15 protein-coding genes are annotated in these 19404 nt (G+C 72.9%); 3 read left to right on the top strand and 12 right to left on the bottom strand.

Going from position 1 to position 19404, the window contains the following annotated elements:
* Positions 1-129: 129 nt before the first annotated feature.
* From QUV83_RS07715 to QUV83_RS07725, 3 genes are read right to left on the bottom strand one after another with little or no spacing between them, the layout of a single operon-like run.
* Complete coding sequence (locus tag QUV83_RS07715; RefSeq protein WP_289563618.1) at positions 130-1236, bottom strand: M15 family metallopeptidase; 1107 nt, start codon at positions 1234-1236, stop codon at positions 130-132.
* Positions 1237-1238: 2 nt separating this feature from the next.
* On the bottom strand, positions 1239-2042 hold the full coding sequence (locus QUV83_RS07720; RefSeq protein WP_289563620.1) for an aldo/keto reductase: 804 nt from the start codon (positions 2040-2042) through the stop codon (positions 1239-1241).
* A gap of 58 nt (positions 2043-2100) precedes the next feature.
* Complete coding sequence (locus QUV83_RS07725) at positions 2101-2874, bottom strand: helix-turn-helix domain-containing protein (protein ID WP_289563621.1); 774 nt, start codon at positions 2872-2874, stop codon at positions 2101-2103.
* 123 nt (positions 2875-2997) lie between these two features.
* Here QUV83_RS07725 and QUV83_RS07730 point away from each other — a divergent pair, with 123 nt between their 5' ends.
* Positions 2998-6300 carry a proline dehydrogenase family protein gene (locus QUV83_RS07730; RefSeq protein ID WP_289563622.1) on the top strand — a complete coding sequence of 1101 codons (3303 nt, stop codon included), beginning with the start codon at positions 2998-3000 and terminating at the stop codon, positions 6298-6300.
* Positions 6301-6362: 62 nt separating this feature from the next.
* On the opposite strand, the gene QUV83_RS07735 is transcribed toward QUV83_RS07730, so the two are convergent.
* The 7 genes from QUV83_RS07735 to QUV83_RS07765 all read right to left on the bottom strand — a co-directional run bounded on the left by QUV83_RS07735 (position 6363) and on the right by QUV83_RS07765 (position 12489).
* The gene (locus tag QUV83_RS07735; RefSeq protein WP_289563623.1) at positions 6363-6752 is read right to left on the bottom strand and encodes a fluoride efflux transporter FluC; all 390 of its coding nucleotides are present in this window, start codon (positions 6750-6752) and stop codon (positions 6363-6365) included.
* On the bottom strand, positions 6749-7231 hold the full coding sequence (locus QUV83_RS07740) for a FluC/FEX family fluoride channel (protein ID WP_289563625.1): 483 nt from the start codon (positions 7229-7231) through the stop codon (positions 6749-6751). The genes QUV83_RS07735 and QUV83_RS07740 overlap by 4 nt, the downstream gene beginning before the upstream one ends.
* The gene (locus QUV83_RS07745) at positions 7228-8265 is read right to left on the bottom strand and encodes a LacI family DNA-binding transcriptional regulator (RefSeq protein WP_289563627.1); all 1038 of its coding nucleotides are present in this window, start codon (positions 8263-8265) and stop codon (positions 7228-7230) included. Before QUV83_RS07745 ends, QUV83_RS07740 begins: the two co-directional genes overlap by 4 nt.
* A gap of 103 nt (positions 8266-8368) precedes the next feature.
* Positions 8369-9289: a carbohydrate ABC transporter permease gene (locus QUV83_RS07750; protein ID WP_289563629.1), complete on the bottom strand. Its 921-nt coding sequence runs from the start codon at positions 9287-9289 to the stop codon at positions 8369-8371.
* Complete coding sequence (locus tag QUV83_RS07755; RefSeq protein WP_289563630.1) at positions 9286-10290, bottom strand: carbohydrate ABC transporter permease; 1005 nt, start codon at positions 10288-10290, stop codon at positions 9286-9288. The genes QUV83_RS07750 and QUV83_RS07755 overlap by 4 nt, the downstream gene beginning before the upstream one ends.
* Positions 10291-10379: 89 nt before the next feature.
* Positions 10380-11687, bottom strand: a complete 1308-nt coding sequence (locus QUV83_RS07760) for an ABC transporter substrate-binding protein (RefSeq protein WP_289563632.1) — start codon at positions 11685-11687, stop codon at positions 10380-10382.
* A gap of 286 nt (positions 11688-11973) precedes the next feature.
* On the bottom strand, positions 11974-12489 hold the full coding sequence (locus QUV83_RS07765; protein ID WP_289563634.1) for a DUF2505 domain-containing protein: 516 nt from the start codon (positions 12487-12489) through the stop codon (positions 11974-11976).
* Positions 12490-12598: 109 nt separating this feature from the next.
* Between QUV83_RS07765 and QUV83_RS07770 the strand changes: the two genes are divergently transcribed.
* Positions 12599-14086, top strand: coding sequence for a sensor histidine kinase (locus tag QUV83_RS07770; RefSeq protein WP_289563636.1), 1488 nt, complete (start codon positions 12599-12601; stop codon positions 14084-14086).
* Positions 14087-14272: 186 nt separating this feature from the next.
* Here QUV83_RS07770 and QUV83_RS07775 read toward each other — a convergent pair whose 3' ends face one another.
* The gene (locus QUV83_RS07775; RefSeq protein WP_066582690.1) at positions 14273-14521 is read right to left on the bottom strand and encodes a WhiB family transcriptional regulator; all 249 of its coding nucleotides are present in this window, start codon (positions 14519-14521) and stop codon (positions 14273-14275) included.
* Positions 14522-14978: 457 nt separating this feature from the next.
* On the opposite strand from QUV83_RS07775, the gene QUV83_RS07780 reads away from it, so the two are divergent.
* On the top strand, positions 14979-15395 hold the full coding sequence (locus QUV83_RS07780) for a hypothetical protein (RefSeq protein ID WP_289563639.1): 417 nt from the start codon (positions 14979-14981) through the stop codon (positions 15393-15395).
* Here the strand turns inward: QUV83_RS07780 and QUV83_RS07785 are convergent.
* Positions 15381-19403, bottom strand: a complete 4023-nt coding sequence (locus QUV83_RS07785; protein ID WP_289563641.1) for an FtsK/SpoIIIE domain-containing protein — start codon at positions 19401-19403, stop codon at positions 15381-15383. The genes QUV83_RS07780 and QUV83_RS07785 overlap by 15 nt on opposite strands.
* Position 19404: the final 1 nt, after the last annotated feature.

The following is a 19404-nucleotide window of genomic DNA, read 5'->3' on the forward strand; positions in this document are numbered from 1 at the left end:
CAGTCACGCTGGACGCGCCGTCGGCTCCGCTGCCGACCAGGGGACGCGTCCGCCCTCACCATGCCACCCCGGTCAGCGGGACGCCGCATCTGCCCGGGTGCCGAGCGCGGGTGAGTCCGCCTAGCGGGCTCAGGGCGCGTACTCGAAGTGCCAGTACTCGGGGTGGGGGCCGTCCTCGCGGACCCGCGCCGGGGCATGCCAGCCGTGCGCGGGGCCGTTCTCCACCAGCCAGGCGTACCGCTCGGTGCCGAAGCCGTACACGTCCGGCCACTCCTGCACATCCAGCGCGGTGCCCAGGCCGTGGCTGGACGTCCCCGGGCGCGCCGCCAGGGCGCCGAACGCGGCCTTCATCGCGACCTGGTCCGCATAGGAGCGGTACGTGAGGTCCATGGCGATGGACTCGCCGAACGCGGCGCGGAAGGCGTCGTTGAGCCCGGTCAGCGCGTCGGCGGCGTCGCACCGCAGGTACTGGGCGTAGCCGAGCTGATCGGTCCCCCAGGGGATGTGGCACATCACCGACATCGGCAGGTGGCCGTTCGAGCCGTCGCCCTCCGCCGTGGGGACCGAGGTGACCCACAGGATGTCGCCCGCGGAGTCCGTCGGTCGCCCGTCCGCGCCGGGGGCCGGGTCAGCGGCGCTCGCGCGAGCCTCCTCGGCCAGGCGGGCCTGCTCCGCCGCCTGCGCGTCGAGGGCCGCCAGCCATCCCCGATGCGCCGCCTCGAGCGCCGCGCGGGCCGACTCCGCCTCCATGCCGGCAGTGATCAGCGCTGCGCCGCTCACGGCGGCTGTCGCATCCCGCACGATGGCGGCCCCACCGCTGACCGCCACCGCGACCAGGCCCTCGAGCCGGGCCACAGCGGTGTCGAGGCCCGCGACGGAAGCGGTGAGCTGGGCCCCGGCGGCATCGACGGCGTCGGCGTCGGGCCCGTCGCTCGGCTGGTCCGCGGAGGGCTGCGTGGCGGTCTGAGCCACCGCGTCGGCGGTCGCCGCGGCCGCCTGGAGGTGGACCCGCGCCTGCCGGACGCCATGGGCGAGCGCGGCGGCGTCGAGCCGGGCGCCGGCCGCGACCAGCCCCCGCTCGGAGTCGAGCACCACCACCGCCTCGGGGGCCACGAGGGCGACGTCGCCCACAGGGCTCGTCCGGGCGCTCTGCAACGCGAAGACGGCCACGCCGATGGCCACGATGGCCAACGCCGCGCCCACTCCCGCGATGAGTCGCGCCCGGCTCGCCAGCATCGTCAGGCGCCGGACGCGGCCTCTGCCGCGCGACCGAGCGCGTCGATCCGCGCGACCTCGTCAGACGTCAGCGAGAAGCCCGTGACCTCGAGGTTCGCGGCGATCCGATCCCGGTTGACGGACTTCGGGATCACCACCACCTGGTGCTCGAGGTGCCAGCGCAGCACCACCTGACGGGGCGTCACCCCGTGTGCGGCGGCGATCTCGACGAGGCTCGGGTCGGCCAGGTCGGTGCGCTTGAACGGGCTGTACCCCTCGAGCGCCACACCGCGCTCGGCGTGGCCCGCCACCAGGTCCGGGTCGTGGTCGCCGGGGCTCCACGGGATCTGGTTGATCGCGGGCGCCTCGCCGGTGGCGGCCACCAGCTCGTCGATCTGGGCCAGCGAGTAGTTGGACACCCCGATCGCGCGGGTCAGGCCCTCGTCACGCAACGCGATGAACTGCTTCCACGTCGAGGGGGTAGCCGCCCCCGCCGGCGGCCAGTGCACCAGCCACAGGTCCACGTGGTCGACGCCGAGGTCCGCGAGCGAGCGCTCCAGCGTCTCGCGCTCCCGGCCCGCGGCGTCCGGGGGGAGCTTGGTGGTGAGGAACACCTCGTCCCGGGGGACACCGGAGTCGGCCAGGCCACGCCCGACGAGCGACTCGTTGCCGTAGCCGGTGGCGGTGTCCACATGCCGGTAGCCGAGCTCGAGGGCGTCGCGGACGGCGCGGCGGGCGTCGTCGCCCTCCGACTGCCAGGTGCCGAGTCCGAGGAGGGGGATGTCCGCGCCGCGCAGCGCGAGGGTGGGGAGGGGGGCAGGGGTCATCGGAACATGATGCCCGCGACCCTGTCGGGCGGCGACTGCGCGGCGCAGGACGCGCCGCTCACCCGGGCGCGCCCGCCGCCCGTCGCCGGTACTGCGCCGGGGTCTCACCGGTCAGCCGCCCGAAGGCACGGGTGAACGCCGCCTGGTCGCAGAACCCCGACCGGGCGGCGACCTCCGCGATGGGCACGTCGCCCGAGACGAGCAACGGCGCCGCATGGTCGATGCGGGCCCGCAGCACGAACTGCTGCGGCGAGAGGGAGAAGACCCTGCGCATCCGCCGGTCCAGGGTCGACGCCGAGCATCCCGCCGCCGCGGCCATGTCCGCCACGGTGACGGCCCCCGCGATCCGCTCGTGCACCAGTTCCACGACCCGTGACAGCGAGCTCAGCGCCACGTCGCCGGTGTCCTGCGTGCGCAGGTCCTCCGAGACGCTGACCAGGCCCACCACCCGGCCGGTGAGGCGGACCGGCTGCTTCGAGGTGAGGTACCAGCCCGGCCCGCCACCCGGGCGGCGGATCAGCTCCAGCACATGCCGCACCGGCTGCCCGGTGGTGAGCACCGCGGCGTCCTGCTGCGCGTAGTGCGCGGCCAATGACCCGATGAACAGGTCACCCGCGCAGCGGCCCACCACGGCGCGCCGCGACCGCTCCACCGTCCGGTCCACGAACGCCTGGTTCACCGCGACGTAGCGGCCGTCCACGTCCTTCGCGCAGAACATGGTGGTGGACAGCTCGTCCATCAGCGCGAGCATCGGCTCCCCGAGGGCCGTGAGCAGCTCGAGCGCGCCGGGCCACGTCGGCGCCTGCGCGGGGGCTGTGGTCAGGGGGCTCATCAGGTCCGGAGGCTACTCCGGTGCTGGCCACACGCCTGCGACACCCCGACACGCGCCAGAACGTCACACAGGACGCCGGATCGAGACAAGACGCCGAGGCCCCCCGAGTCGGACGATGGGCAGATGCACATCAGCCCCGCCGCCCTCGTCGACGAGTCGCTCGCGCTCGCGGACCGCTGGGTCGCCGCGACCACCGCCGGCGAGACCCCGCGCGAGCGGCGGACCACCGCGCGCCTGGCCGCCCTCGTCTCCGACCCCGTCGGCCTGGACCTGGCCGTTCGGTTCGTGGACCGGGTGGCCAGGCCGGAGGACGTGCACGTCGCCGCGCGCGAGCTCGCGGGCCTCGCGCAGGCGCAGTCCGCCGCGGCGGGGTTCCTGGGGCCCGTCGACCGTGTGCTGCTGGCCTGCGGCGCCCTGCTCGCCCCCGTGCTGCCGCGGATCGTGGTGCCGGCCGCGACAGTGCGGCTGCGCCAGATCGTCGGCCACCTGGTCGCGGACGCCGGTCCCGGCCTCACCGGGCACCTGGCCCGGGCGCGCGCCGAGGGGTTCCGCCTCAACCTCAATCTGCTCGGCGAGGCGGTGCTCGGCGAGCAGGAGGCCGCATCCCGGCTGGACCGGGTGACCGCCCTCATGGAGCGCGCGGATGTGGACTACGTCTCCGTCAAGGCGTCCGCTGTCGCCAGCCAGCTCTCCACCTGGGACACCGACGGCAGCCGCGACCGGCTCGTGGCCCGCTTGCGCCCGCTCTACCTGACGGCGGCGCGCCACGGCGTCTTCGTCAACCTCGACATGGAGGAGTACCGCGACCTCGCGCTCACCATCCGCGTCTTCGAGGAGCTGGTGCTGGACCCCGACCTGCTGCACGTCGAGGCGGGCATCGTGCTGCAGGCGTACCTGCCCGACGCGGTGGCGGCGCTCGACGAGCTCACCGAGATCGCCGCCCGGCGCCAGGCGGCCGGCGGCGCCCGCGTCAAGGTGCGGCTGGTCAAGGGCGCCAACCTCGCGATGGAGCAGGTGGAGGCCGAGCTGCACGGCTGGGAGCAGGCGCCGTTCCGCACCAAGGCCGAGGTGGACGCCCAGTACGTGCGCCTGCTCGATCGGGCGCTGCACCCCGAGCGGACCGCGCTGGTGCGCATCGGCGCCGCGAGCCACAACCTCTTCCACGTCGCCCTGGCGCACCTGCTCGCACAAGCCCGCGGAGTTGACGAGGCGCTGGACATCGAGATGCTGCAGGGCATGGCGCCCGCACAGGCACGCGCCGTGCGGGACGACGTCGGGACGGTGCTGCTGTACACGCCCGTGGTGGCCCGGAGCGACTTCGACGTGGCGATCTCCTACCTGGTGCGCCGCCTCGAGGAGAACGCCGCGCCGCAGAACTACCTGCACGCGCTCTTCGCCCCCGACAACGGCCACGGCCTCGGCTCACAGCGCGAGGCGTTCCTCGCGTCGGTGCGGGACGCGCAGGAGCCCACCAGCCCGCCGCAGCGCACACCCCGCGGCGAGCCGGTCGAGGCGGCCGCGGGTGAGTCTTTCGTGAACGCCCCCGACACCGACCCCGCCGTCTCCGAGCACCGCGTCTGGGCTCGCGAGCAGCTCACGCGCGAGGTCGACGTCCCCGTGGGCATCGTCGCCAACACCACGGAGGCAATCGACGAGGCAGTCGAACGGGCCTCAGCCGTCGCGGCCGCCTGGGCCGGAACGTCGCCCCACGAGCGGGCGCAGGTGCTGCGCCGCGCCGCCGTCCACCTCGAGCAGGCCCGCGGCGACCTGGTCGCGACGATGGTGCAGGAGGCTGGCAAGACCGTCGCCGAGGCCGACCCGGAGGTCAGTGAGGCCGTCGACTTCGCCCGCTACTACGCCGACCAGGCCGAGCGGCTCGCCGATGGGGGAGTGCCCGGCGCCCAGTTCCGGCCCGAGGGCCTGACAGTCGTGACCCCGCCATGGAACTTCCCCGTCGCCATCCCCGTGGGCTCGGTGCTCGCGGCGCTCGCGGCGGGCTCGCCCGTGATCGTCAAGCCCGCCCCGCCCACCCCGCACTGCGTGCAGGTGGCGATGGGGGCCGTGCACCGGGCCATGGACGAGCTCGGGGTCCCGCGTGCGCTGCTGCAGGTGCTGCTGGCGCCCGAGGGGGACGTCGGCCAGCGGCTCGTGACCCACCCCGCGGTGCGCCGCGTGCTGCTCACCGGCTCCATCGAGACCGCCCGGCTGTTCGCCTCCTGGCGCGCCGACCTCGACGTCCTCGCCGAGACATCCGGCAAGAACTCGCTGATCATCACGCCGTCGGCGGACCTCGACCTCGCCGTCGCCGACGCGGTGCGGTCCGCCTTCGGCCACGCCGGGCAGAAGTGCTCCGCCGCGTCACTGCTGATCCTCGTCGGATCGGCCGGACGGTCCGCGCGCCTGCGCCGCCAGCTCGTCGACGCCGTCACGTCGCTGCGCGTCGGGCCCGCGGACGACCTCGCCACCACGATGGGCCCGCTCACCGAGCCCGCCTCCGGCAAACTGCTCCGCGCGCTGACCACCCTCGACCCCGGCGAGACGTGGGCGGTGCGGCCCCGCCCACTCGACGACGAGGGCCGGCTGTGGACACCCGGGGTCAAGGCCGGCGTCGCGCCCGGCTCCTGGTTCCACCTCACCGAGTGCTTCGGTCCCGTCCTCGGGATCATGCGGGTCGAGACTTTCGACGAGGCCATCGACGTGCAGAACGCCGTCGCCTTCGGCCTCACCGGTGGCCTGCACTCCCTCGACGAGGACGAGATCGACAGGTGGCTCGAGCGAGTCGAGGTGGGCAACGCCTACGTGAACCGCCACATCACCGGGGCGATCGTCCAACGGCAGCCGTTCGGCGGATGGAAGGCGTCAGTCGTCGGGCCCGGGGCCAAGGCGGGCGGCCCGGACTACGTCGCCGAGCTCGGCGCCTGGGCGGACTCCGCCGACGTGCCCCGCGAGGACGCCGACTGGCTCGCCTGGGCGCTCGCCGACGACATGCGCTGCTGGTCGCAGGAGCTCGGTGTCGAGCGCGACCCCAGCGGTCTGCGGGCCGAGTCCAACGTGCTGCGGTACCGGCCCATCCCGCACCTCACCGTCCGGGTGGGCGCGGGAGCCCGTGAGGCCGAGGTGGAACGGGTGCTGGCAGCCGCCCGCCTGGTCGGCACACCCGCCGCCGTCAGCCGGGCCACACTCGAGGACGACGACACGTTCGCGCTGCGCGTCCGCGAGGGCGAGGTCGACGGGCGGATCCGCGTCGTGGGCAAGGTGGAAGGGCTGCGAGCCGCCGCGGCGACGCGCACAGGCGAGGTGACGGTGCTCGACGGCCCCGTGCTCGCCAGCGGCCGCCGCGAGCTCCTCACCGTGCTGCGCGCCCAGGCGATCAGCCGGACCCGCCACCGCTTCGGCCATATCGAGGCCCGCCCGGCGCCCCGCTGACACGCGCCGGCGCCGGACTGCCGAGCACAGCACCGTGCTGCCGAGGGTAGTGCTGTGGCTGCTCAGAGCAGCGCGTGGAATGTCAGAGCGGCTGCGCCCAGTCCCAGCGTGAGGTGCAGCGCCACGTCGGCGATCGCCCGCGCCAACCGGTGGGTGCGGACCAGCTCCACCACGTCGAGGGCGAACGTCGAGAACGTCGTGAGCCCGCCAGCGAGCCCGGCGCCCAGCACGGTGAGCCACTGCGTGCTGATCACCCCGCGTGTGGCGCCCGCCGCTGCGGCGCCTAGGAGGATCGATCCCAGCACATTCACTGTCAGCGTCGCCCACGGGAACGTCGGCCGTCCGAGCCCGCGCCGTTCGCGGGCCCGGGCGTGCAGCAGCTCGGTCGCGAACCTCAGCTGCGCTCCGACGCCTGCGCCTACGGCCACACCGAGCGCCACCCAGCCGTTCACCGCGGTCCTCGAGCCGTGGCTGCTCCCGACGGGCCCTGCGGCGGCGGAGGGAGGCTCTTCGCGGGCAGGCGCGATCCGAGCGCGACTCCGGCGGCGGCCGCTGCCACTCCCGCGACGACCGACGCCACCAGGTAGGCCGCGGCGGCCATGACATGTCCGCCGGTGGCCAGCACGTCGACCGCATGCGCATACGCCGAGAAGGTGGTGAACCCGCCGAGCAGCCCCGTGCCGAGTGCGGGACGCACCCAGGCCGGGGCGGCCCGACGGCCCACGACGCCCACCACCAGGAGTCCCAACGCGAACGACCCGAGGATGTTGACCGCGAAGGTGGTCCACGGGAACCGGCCGGTGGGCTCGGCAACGATGACTGTCGCCGTCCAGCGCAGCAGCCCGCCGACGGCCCCGCCGACACCGACGAGCGCGAACGTGGACAGCCGTGTCAGGTGGGCGACTGACGGCGAGGGATCGTGGCGGCTCACGCAGAGGCGCGGATCACGAGCTCCGACGGGAAGATCAGCGGCTCCTCCGCGTAGACGCCGCTGAGCTGGTCGAGCAGGCGGGCGCCGGCCGCACGGGCCATCGCGACAACCGGCTGGATCACAGTGGTCAGCGGGGGGTTCGTGGAGGTGGCGACCCCGAGGTTGTCGTATCCGACGACGGCGATGTCACCCGGCACGTCGCGGCCGAGCTCGGCGAGCACGCCCAGCGCGCCCGCGGCCATCAGGTCGGAGGCGACGAAGATCGCGTCGACATCGGGGTGCTGCTCGAGCAGCCGATGGGTGCTCGCGGCGCCGGAGGCGATGGTGAAGTCGCCGTGCACGATGGCGGCCTCGGAGAGCCCGGCGGCCCGGATGGCCTGCCGCCAGCCGGCGAGCCGGTCGATGCCCGCCGACATGTCGAGGGGCCCGGCGATGGTGCCGATGCGCCGCCGGCCCAAGTCGATGAGGTGCTGCGTCGCGATGCGGCCACCTGCGACGTTGTCCGCGTCGACGTACTGGGTGTCGCCTTTGGACAGGGGCCGCCCGACGAAGACGTTGGGGAGCTGCGACTGCCGCAGGGCCTGGTCCAGCGCGTCGTCGCGGTGGTGGGAGACGACGATGGCGCCGTCGACGTGGCCGTTGCGCAGGTAGCGGATGGTGCGGGCGCTGTCGCCCGGGCGGGCGATGACCAGCACGAGTTGCAGGTCGGACTCGGCGAGCGCGGTGCTCAAGCCGTTGAGGGTGCCCGCGAAGAACGGGTCGGACAGGACGCGCTCATCCGGCTCCGGCACGACCAGCGCGATCGAGTCGGTGCGACGGGTGACCAGCGAGCGGGCCGCGCGGTTCGGGGTGTAGCCGAGCTCGGCCACTGCGGCCTCGACGGAGGCGAGGGCCTCGGGGGAGACCCGCAGGCCGCCGTTGATGGCACGCGATGCCGTCGACCGTGAGACGCCCGCACGCTCGGCGACCTGCTCGAGCGTCGGCGCGGTCGGACGCGCGGCATCGGATCGATGCGTGGCATTGTCGACCGACATTGGTCGTCCCCTCCTGAAGCTGCCCGGAGCAGCGTGGTGTAGCACAGGTTGACTGCGCGCGGCGGTGGCGGAGGTGATCCGCCACCGCCGCGCTGTCAGTCTCTCAGCCCTTGACGGCGCCCTGCATGATGCCGGCCACAAGCTGTCGTCCTGCGAAGATGAACACGATGACCAGCGGGATCACCGAGAGGGTGACGCCCGCCATGACGAGCGACATGTCGTTGAAGTAGTTGCCCTGGAGCAACTGGACAGCCACCGGCAGGGTTGGGTTCGCCGATCCCAGCACGATGAACGGCCAGAAGAAGTTCGTCCAGGCCCCCACGAAGGTGAAGAGGCCGAGCATCGCGGCAGCCGGTCGGGCCGCCGGAAGCGCGACGTGCCAGAACGTGCGGATCATCGACGCGCCGTCCACACGGGCAGCCTCGATCAGCTCGTACGGAAGCGCTCCCTCAAGATACTGCGTCATCCAGAACACGCCGAACGCGGTGACCATCCCGGGCACGATGACGGCGATCAGGTCGCCCGTCCACTCGAGCTTCGACATCACGATGAACAGCGGCACGATGCCGAGCTGCGTCGGCACGGCGGTGGTGGCCACCACGAAGACGAGCAGTGGCCCGCGGCCCTTGAAGCGGAGCTTCGCGAAGGAGTAGCCGGCCAGCGTCGAGAAGATGACCACGGAGATCGCGGTCACCGAGGAGACGATGATCGAGTTCGACAGCGACTTCCAGAACTTGATGTCCGATTCGAGGACGCGCTCGAAGTTGGTGAACAGGTTGCTGTCGGGGATCAGCGACGGGATCGGGTTCTGCGCGATCGTCGTGGCGTCCGAGGTCGCCAGCAGGAACGCGAAGTACAACGGATACGCCGAGATCAGGATGACCAGCGTCAGGATCGCGTAGGTGAGCCACCCGGGACGACGGTCGGAGCCGGCGCCCTTCGACTTGCCGCGCCGGTTCGCGGCGGCGCGAGCGGCGCCGCGTCCTGCGGTCTGCTGGATGACGGGGATCGAAGGCGCGCTCATCGCTTCTGCTTCCTTCCGGACTTGGGCGCCGAGTCGGACGCGATGCGACGGGTGATGGAGAAGTTGATCAGCCCGATGATGAGGATGATGACGAAGAGGATCCAGGCGACTGCGGCAGCGCGCCCGAAGCTCTTCTGAGAGCCCCATCCGACCTCGTAGAGGTACATCGTCACGGTCATCCACTGTCGGTCGCCGCCGCCCTGGCCGGTCTGGTCGAACAGGCGGGGCTCGTCGAAGATCTGCAGTCCGCCGATCGTGGAGGTCACGACCACGAAGATGATGGTCGGGCGCAGCATCGGCACGGTGACGGAGAAGAACTGGCGCAACCGGTTGGCGCCGTCGAGGATCGCGGCCTCGTAGAGCTCGCGCGGCACGGCCTGCATCGCGGCGAGGAAGATCAGGGTGTTGTAGCCGATCCAGCGGAAGTTGACCATCGAGGAGATGGCGACGTGGCTCGCGAGGACGTCAGCGTGCCAGCGGATCGGCTCGATGCCGACGCCACCGAGGATCGCGTTGATCATCCCGGACTGGTCGGCGAAGAGCTTGCCGAAGATCAGGGAGACGGCGACGGGCGCCACGACGAAGGGCAGGAGGACGCCCATCCGCCAGAAGGTCTTGGCGCGGAGGTTGGCGTCCAGCACTGCGGCGATGGTGATCGCGATGAAGACCTGCGGCACCGAGGAGAGCAGGAAGATGCTGAAGGTGTTGCGCAGCGCCTTCCAGAAGAACGGCTGCTGGAGGACGTAGGTGAAGTTCTCGAGCCCGACGAAGTCGCCTTGGCCACCGATGAGATGCCATTTGTGCACCGAGACATACGCGGTGTACAGCAGCGGGAACAGGCCCACGATGGCGAAGAGGATGAAGAACGGGGAGATGTACAGGTACGGCGAGACCTTGACGTCCCACCGGCCGAGCCGCTGACCGAAGCCGAGCCGGCGCGGCTCGCGATCCGCGGACCGGTTCGGCCTGCGGTCGAGCTTCGGCGTCGTGGAGGTGACCATCAGAATCCTTCGAGGGGCGCTGAGCAGGACGATTACGGGGTAGAGCCGGGGCGCCGGTCGGTGAGACCGGCGCCCCGGCGCCTAGAGCGTCAGCCCAGCGTGTTCACTGCCTCGAGGAACTTCGTCCACGAGGTCTCGATGTCGTCGGTCTTCTGCACGTCGACACGCAGGATGGCGCTGCCCAGCGCGTCGTTCACAGCGAAGTAGTTCGGGCCCTTGAAGGGCGCGACCTTGATCGCGGCGGCACGGTTGGCGAGGATCTCGCCGGTGGGGGCGCCGTTGAAGAACTCGTTGGTGACCGAGGTCAGGTCCGGGCTCTTCAGGGCCTCCTGCTGGCTCGGGAACGTGCCCTGAGCCTTGAACGCCTTGATCTGCTGCTCGGGGGCGGTCAGCCACGCGGCGAGGGCCTGGGCCTCCTCCGGGTGCTCCGACTGCGTCGGGACGGTCAGGAAGGACCCGCCCCAGTTGCCGCCGCCGCCGGGGAAGACATCAGCGATGTCCCAGCCGGTGACGCCGGCCGCGTTGCCCTCGATGACGCCGAGCATCCAGCCCGGGGCGAGCATCGTGGCGAAGCCGTCGTTCTGGAACGAGGACGTCCAGTCGTCGCTCCACTGCTCGTAGTGGGCGGACAGGTTGTCGGTGACCGCGGCGGTCAGGACCTGGGTGTAGATGTCCTTGACCTCCTTGTTGTCGGCCGCGACGATCTCCAGCGTCTCGGGGTCCTCGTACGCGGCCTCGACCTGGTTGATCATGCCCTGGTAGATGGCGCCGGCCGAGTCGAAGAACGGCTTCTGCGTGGCGGCGTAGTACTCCTTGCCGACCTCGAAGTAGCGGTCCCACGTGGCGTCGTCGCCACCGAAGTAGTCGGCGACCTCGCCACGCTCCGACGGGAGGCCCGCGGCGGCGAAAAGGTCGGCGCGGTAGGCGATGCCCTCCGGGCCGGCGTCCGTGCCGTACGCGATGAGGCGGCCGTCAGAGTCCGTCGCCTGGTCTTCCTTCCACTGCAGCCAGCGGCCCTCGACGTCGTCCGACTTGAGGTCGTTGAACTTGTCCGAGTACTGGAGGAGCTCGGGCAGCCAGTCGACCTCGATGGCCTCGATGTCCGACAGGCCGGAGCCCGCGGCGAGACGCGTGTTGAGGTTCGCGCGCGCGTCGTCCGACTTGGCGACCTTGTTGTGCTCGATCTTGATGTTCGGGTTCAGGCTCTCGTACTCCGTGAGGAGGTCCTCGTAGCCGAACTGGTTGAACGTGGCGATCGACAGCGTGATCTGCTCGTCGCCGTCCGCGGCGGGCTCTCCGCTGCCGCCGCCATCCGAGCTGCCGCAGGCGGTGGCGAGGAGGGCGATGCCCGTGACCCCGGCCGCAGCCGCCCACATCTTGCGTGTGGTCTTGCGCACAATGACTCCCTTGTCAGTCGACGGCGTCGTCGCCGTACCCATGGGACACGCACCGCCCGGAACCGCTGGCAGCGGTGTCGTCCGGCTCGTGTGGGCCTTGGTGGACCCTCACATGAGAACGCTTCCACGGTGTGTAGCGGGAGCGTTCCCACGCGCTGTGAGGAACTCTGGCCGCGACCTGGGCGGGTGTCAAGGACGAAGGCGCCGAAAACAGGCGTGGTAGCGATCCCACGCGAACATACCTGCAGGTCAGAGCGATTTTGGCGGCGATGGTGTTACCGAATTGTTACGGCTGGGAACCCGGTTCGTGACCTTCCAGCCAGGCCGTCGCGACGGCCTCCTCCGCGGCGAGCGCGGAGCGGATCGCAGAAGCCGCCGCGTCCTCCACGGCGCCCGCGAACAGGGGGATGGCAGCCTTCAGGTCGCCCTCGTACAGAATCGTCGAGCCGACGCCGTCGGGAAACAGCCGCATCGACCCGGTCAGGCGCACCGGCGCGCCCGTGATCTCGACGACCACAGTGCCCGACCGGCCGCCGTCCTCGCCGGGAGGCTCCCAGGCCTCGACCTGTCGGACGTCGATCTGAGACCCGATGAAGGCCCGCATATTCGCGGGGATCTGGTCGGTGGGGAGCGCCCGCCGCGAGGTGACGGTGAACGCGCCGTCGTCGCCGGGCACCACGTCGACCTGCTGCTCGATCGCCCCGCTAGCCCGCACCTTCGCCTCGACATAGGCGGGGTCCGCCAGCATGGCGGCGACGGTGGGGGCAGACGCCGCAAGGGTGAAGCTGACGCGCAGGTGCACCGACCGGCTCCTTTCAGGGTGTCGACGTGCGCACAGCAGGTGGCACTGTGGTCGAGGCTATCGCCCCCGCTGCACGGCGGCGTGTTCCACGACGCCTACGCTGGACTCCGTGTCCACCCTGAGCGACCTCGCCACGCGCCACGCCTCGCTTGACGCCGCCGACCTCGAGTGGCTGCACCTGCTCGTCGGCGACTGGCAGGTGATCTCCGACCTCGCATTCGCCGACCTCGTCCTCTGGCTCCCCACCGAGGACGGGGACTTCATCGCCATCGCGCAGTGCCGCCCGAGCACCGGCGCGACAGTCCACTACGACGACGTGGTCGGCTCGCGCGCGCCTGACGGGCAGCGCCCGCAGCTGCAGCGCTCGCTCACCGAGGTGCGCGCGCAGCGCTCCCGCGAGCCCCGCTGGTTCGGCTCCTACGCCGTGCGCGAGGAGGCTGTGCCCGTTGTCCGCGAGGGGCGCGCCATCGCCGTCGTCGCGCGGCAGACGAACCTGGGCGGCGCCCGCACGCCGAGCCGGCTCGAGCTCAACTACGTGGAGTCCGCCGACGAGCTGATGGGCATGATCGGCCGCGGCGAATTCCCGGCATCGAACGCCCCGACCGGCCCTCGCCGGGGCGCGCCCCGCGTCGGCGACGGCCTCATCCGGCTGAACTCTGAGGGGGAGGTGCTGTACGCGAGCCCCAACGCGCTGAGCTGCTTCCACCGCCTGGGCGCGCTCGGAGACCTCGTCGGCAGGTCGTTGATCGAGGTCACCGCCGAGCTTGTCGAGCACAAGGCGCCGGTGGACGAGTCGATGCCGCTCGTCGTCATGGGGCGTGCGCCGTGGCGCACCGACATCGAGTCCAAAGGGGTGGCGCTGTCCCTGCGGGCCGTCCCGCTCACGGAGCGCGGCCAGCGCATCGGCGCGGTGCTGCTCTGCCGCGACGTCTCCGAGCTGCGGCGCCGCGAGCGCGAGCTCATCACCAAGGACGCGACCATCCGGGAGATCCACCACCGGGTGAAGAACAACCTGCAGACCGTCGCGGCGCTGCTGCGGCTCCAGTCGCGACGGATGAGCAACCCCGAGGCCCGTGAGGCGCTCGACGAGGCGATGCGCCGGGTCGCGACGATCGCCCTCGTGCACGAGACGCTCTCGCAGACCCTCGACGAGTCGGTGCCCTTCGACGACCTGGTGGGCCGCAGCCTGCGCTTGGCGGCCGATGTCGCGTCGGCGGGCAGCAGCGTGCGCACGGTCGTCAGCGGGACGTTCGGGCTGGTTCCCGCCGAGGACGCGACGGCGCTGGCCCTGGTGCTCACCGAGTTGGTCACCAACGCCGTGGAGCACGGGCTCTCAGCGGTGGGTGGCGGGACTGTCGAGGTCACGGCCGAGCGCGAGGGCCAGGCGCTGCGCGTCGTCGTGGCGGACGACGGGGGCGGGCTGCCGGAGTCGGCCGGCGCCGGGAGCGGGTTGGGCACCCAGATCGTGTCGACCCTCGTGGCGAACGAGCTGCGCGGGAGCATCGAGTGGGGGCCGCGGGAGGGGAGCCGTGGCACCCAGGTGGTGCTGGAGGCAGTGCTCCGCAATCCGAGCAGGGAGAGCGCCGGCTCGGTCTGAGCCGGGGTCGGGGTCGGGGGTCGGTCAGGCTCCCCGGCCGATCAGGCCTGGGCGTGTCCCTGTCTGCCGCCGGACGCACGAGAGCCGCCCCAGCGGAGGATGCTGGTGGCGGCTCTCTAGGTGCGCGCTGCCGGCCCGGGGGAGGTCCGGAGCGCCAAGGTCAGACAGTTGTGCTGGTCAGGCTGCTCAGCTCGCGCGACGCTGGCGCGCAGTGCGGCGCTTGAGGGCGCGACGCTCGTCCTCGGAGAGGCCACCCCAGACGCCGGCGTCCTGACCGGACTCGAGGGCCCACTTGAGGCACGTGTCGACGACCTCGCAGCGACGGCACACGGCCTTCGCCTCATCGATCTGCAGCAGCGCGGGTCCGGTGTTGCCGATCGGGAAGAACAGCTCCGGGTCTTCGTCCAGACACGCTGCGCGGTGGCGCCAATCCATGAAATCTCTCCTTGCACAGGGCAAGCCAAGGCCCTTCTCAGGACTCATCAGGCTTGGTGCGCGCAGCACGGCTCAGCGACATGGCGGCTCGTGGGTTCTACGCGCACGGGTGGGGGGATCAACTGCTGTGAATTAGCCTCACACCTGCAGGCGCGCAGCACAAGATCTATCAGCGCGCGGGTTTCTCGCGCGGCCTGAGGTCTTCATCACACCTGGACGCCACCTGTGAATGGAGTCGCCACTCTATCCTCTTCGGCGCACAGGGCGAAATCGGGTCCAACTGACCTGCCCCGGCGACGGCAAATCGCGCTGACCTGGGCATTCGTCCAGGAGCCCGACTCCGCATGACATCCCATGACTCGTACGAACCCGCAGCTCGCCCCCGGTCGCGGGTACTCGAGGCCCTCGTCAGGCGGACTCGCCGACGCGCCCCGGGCCGCTCACGTAGGGTCGGCGCGTGTCATTGAGACGTGCTCCTCGACTCCTCGCCCCAATCTGCCTGCTGGTCCTCCTCGAGGCGGCGTTGCTGGTCGGGCTGGGGGTGGCGTTCGGCGCCGAGATCTTCGGCGGCTCGCAGGTCGCAGGCGCGATGGCGTTCCTCGTGGTGTTCGCCCTCGGTGTGGCGGCGGTGCTCGTGGCCAGCGCGCGAGGGCTGTGGCGGGGGCGGCGGTGGGCGCGCTCGCCGGTGCTCACCTGGCAGCTCTTCCTCATCGTCCTGGCCGCCGGCTGGCTCAGCGTCGAGCCCACGGCATGGGCGGCGGCGCTCTTGGTGATCGCACTCGCGATCGGGGTCGGGCTCATGCTGCCCTCCGTGGTCGCGGCGACGACAGGACGTGGCGACGAGGCGGCCTCGTCACCGTCACCTGGGAACTAGCCGCGCGACCTGCACGGGGGTCAGTTCCCTGCCGCGCACGAGTGCCCCGCGCCCCGGGGCGTGCGCGCGCGAGGGATCGACGACAGTCGTGAGGTCGACGCCGAACACGTCGGCCGAGCCTGGTTCGAGCGGGTCCAGGACCAGCCCGGCGCGGATCGACCGCAGGCGGGCGATCGGCTCACGGTAGGCCGTGGCGGCACGGCCGGTGCGGGCCGACGCGATGAGCCTGAGGCGCAGGCCTCCGGGCCGCGCGGCCGCCGCCTGCGCGAGCCGCTCGGCCTCCACCGGATGCATCTGGTCGAGCGAGTCCAGGTCGTCCACCAGGAGGTCGACCTCCTCGAGGCCTTCGCGGTGCGCGCCGGCGAGCTCGTCGAGGAGGGCCGTGAGGCCTTCCGGCGCGGACGCCCACCGCGGGCCCTCGAGGCCGAGGAGCGCGGGGTCCGACCCGACCACGGCAACCGGCCTGCCCGCGCCGAGCAGGCCGGTGGCCAGCACGGCGAGGGCGGTGGTGCGCCCCGAGCCGGCGGGCCCCACGACCAGGGCTCCCCGGCTGACGTCGAGCCCGACCGCGCGGGCCTCGTCGCCACCGAGGCCGATCGGGATGAGGGCCTGACCGTGGCCCGCGCCGCCGGCCTCGTCGTCCATGAGATCGGAGATCGCGACCTCGTCAGGGATCGTCCGCAGCCTCAGGACGCGGGAGCCGTCGAGGGGGCGCGGCGCCGCCCGACCGTCCGGAAGGGCGACCTGGCATTCGCGGGCGTCGGAGCCGCGCAGATGCACGGCCCGCCCAGGCATGCGTGGCAGGCCCGTGAGCTCGGTGGGAACCCCGGCGAGCACCTGGTCCACCGCGTCCATGCCGAGCACGAGCCGATCGTGGAACTGCCCGCTGAGAGCGGCCACCCGCCCCGTGGCGCCCGAGCTCGCGGCCACCGTCACCCCGCGGGTGAGGCCGTCACGCAGCAGGTCGAGCAGCAGCCGCCCACCGGCGCCGCGGCCCACCGCGTCGAGGGCTTCGAGCGTGGCCTCCCACCCGTCCACGAGGACGAGCTGGTGTGCGCCGCCCGCGCGCACCGGGGCGTCGGGGAGGTCCCGGGGGTTGTCGCCGATCCGGGGACGGTCCGCGAGGAGGGCAAGCAGCCGGGCGAGTCGTCGCGGATCGTCGGCGCCCACGACTGTCCCCAGCTCGGCGATCGGCAGCGGGGGAGTGGTGAACCCGACGGCGTGCACGTGCCACCCGAGCTCAAGCGCCCCGGCGGCCGCTGTGCTCAGCGCGGTGGTGCGCCCAGAGCCGGGCGGCCCGACCACGAGGAGGTGGCCCTGACGAGGGCTCCATCGCACGAGCTCGCGACGTTGCTGGTCGGGGACGTCGGCCAGGGCGAGGGTGACGGTGTCAGGGACCGGGCTCCGGTCGGGGGGCAGGTCGGTGCGGCGCACCGTTCGGGGCAGCTCGGGCAGCCACGGGGCGGTCGGCAGCGTGCGGCCTTGGGCGGCTGACCGGACGGCCTCCACGAACCGGCGTGCCTCGTCGGGCTCGGAGTGGGCGGTGTCGGAGTCAGACGGCACGGCGCGGGATGGCACGGCGCTGGATGGCGCGGCGAACGCGGACCAGGGGGCCGCCAGGCGCACGGGCTCCGCCGCGCCAGTCGTCCGGGCTCGGGCCTGGGCGACGTGCAGGTGCTCGACCGGGCCGTTGCCCCGGCGCAGCACCGCGCGACCTGGCCGATTCGCGGGCAGGAGGGCGGCGTCGGGCGCGTCCAGGACGTCGAGGGACTCGGCGGCGTCGGTGACCCGCAGCGCGATCCGTAGCGCGATGTTCGCGCGCAGGTCGGCGTTGACGGCCCCGGCGGGGCGCTGGGTGGCCAGCACCAGGTGCATCCCCAGGGAGCGGCCCTGGGCGGCGAGGCGCAGGAGGCCCGGCACGAAGTCGGGCGCCTCGTCGGCGAGGGCGCGGAACTCGTCGATCACCACGAGGAGGCGGGGCGGGGGCGTGGGGCCTGCGCCGGGCACGTGACGTGCCCACCACGCGGAGACGTCGGCGCACCCGGCCTCCGCGAGGGCGTGCTCGCGTCTGCGCAGCTCGGCGCGCAGACCGGTGAGCGCGCGGAGCGCGAGGTGGCCGTCGAGGTCGGTGACCTGCCCGACGACATGTGGCAGGTCGGCGCAGGGGCCGAAACTGGCGCCGCCCTTGTAGTCGACGAGCGCGATCGCGAGCCGCTCGGGTGGGTGGGCGAGCGCGAGGGAGAGCACGAGGGTGCGGAGCAGCGCTGATTTGCCCGCCCCCGTCGTGCCCGCGACCAGGGCATGCGGGCCGTCGCGCACGAGGTCGACGCTGACTGGCCCCGAAGCGTCCCGCCCGAGCATCGCGTGAAGGCCGGAGTGGCGTCCGCCAGCCCAGGCTTGGGTGATCTGCTCGGCGTCGGGCTCGGGCACTCCCGGCAGGTCGCCCAAGGCCACGTCGTTCGGGAGGGCCGGTCCTGCGCCCGGCGCCGGGGCTGCCGTCCCGCGCAGCCCCGCGATCCGGCGGGCTTGTCGTTCGGCCCATTGCGCCGACACGAGGTGCAGGGGCGCAGGCCGGTCGCCGAGCGGTGTGCTGAGCTTGGCTCCCTCGGCGCGCACATGCAGCACGGTGCGGCACCAGGCGGGCGCCGCCGACGCCGTGGGCGCGAGCAGGACGAGGTGCTCGGCTTCGGCGCCGGGCGGGTGGCGTGGGGGGTGGCGCGCCGCGGCTGCGATGCTGTCCGGTCCGTCCACGACGGTGACGTGGGGTCTGAGGGCGGGGACGTCCGTGAGGTCCGCGGCGCTGGTGGGAGCGGGTTCCGCGATCCAACGGGCCCACGACCAGTCGTCGAGGTGGTCGGCGTCGGCCCGGACCGTGAGGCGGCCCGCGCCGTCCGAGCCCACAGCCCCGAGCAGCAGGGCGCGGGTGGCTCCGAGCGTCCACTGCCGACTCCCCACGAGCGCGATCACGCGGTCGGGCCCGCAGGCGTCGACCGCGAACCGGGTCGCGCCGGTGTGAGCCGCGCGCAGGGTGGCGGTGACGAGGTCAGCGGGATTGTCGATCGGCGGCGCGGGCCGCTCGTGCCCGCGGGCATTGCCCAGGGATGCGTCGCGGGCGCCGCCGCGGGCCGTCGCCTGGGCGGCCCGCGCCCGGCGGCGACGCCCCGCGATCACCTGCCCCACGGCCACCAGCGGTCCGATCAAGGCGCACAGCAGCAGCATCCGATGGCCGGTGGTGGCGGCGAGGGCCACCGAGCCGACGGTCGGCGCCATCCACGTCCAGGCAATGCCGCCTGAGAACCCCGACGCGTGCTCCTCGACGTCGTCCCGGGCCGCGTCGAGGGCGTCCGGGCCCTCGCCCGCCGGGCTCCGCAACTCGAGTTCAGAGGCTCCCGCCCTGATCCGGTCTCCGGGGCGCAGCCTCATCCACCGGCCGCTCAGACTCCGCCCCCGAGCCGGCAGCCGGCCACGCCAGCGCCCCCGGGCCCTGTGCAGCGTCGTGCCGTTCGCGGACCCGAGGTCCCGCACCGCCGCCCCGCGCCGATGCGGGCGCAGCTCGAGGTGCCGAGCGGACAGCATCGGGTCGGCGAGGACGTGACGCCGCGCGCTGTCCGCGATCAGGCCCGGCCACGACTCGGCGCCGGAGTGGTCGTCGGAGCCCCTGCGTCCGACGATCGTCGCGTGCGCCACCGTGAGGAGGCGCCCGCAATCCGGCCCCGAGAGGACCGCGAGATGCGCTGACCGCAGCGCCGCCTCGTCTTCCGGGAGCCGGCCCCGACCGAGCCTGAGCACGGCGCCCGCGACAAGCGGCGGGCTGCCGCACGGATGCGCGTCGTCCAGCGGTTCCGCACCCGCCGCCAGCCGCTGCGAGCCCGCCCAGCCGGCGTGCCCGGTGAGCCGCGCCAGGTGTGGGCGCAACTCGCCGAGCCGTGTGCCCTCGTCGGCCTCCACGTCCAGGACATGCCAGCCGCCCTGGCCAGCGGGGTCCGGGCTGTGGAGGGTGAGGCGCACA

It is taken from the genome of Cellulomonas cellasea, assembly GCF_030372105.1.
GTDB classification, from domain to species: domain Bacteria; phylum Actinomycetota; class Actinomycetes; order Actinomycetales; family Cellulomonadaceae; genus Cellulomonas_A; species Cellulomonas_A cellasea_A.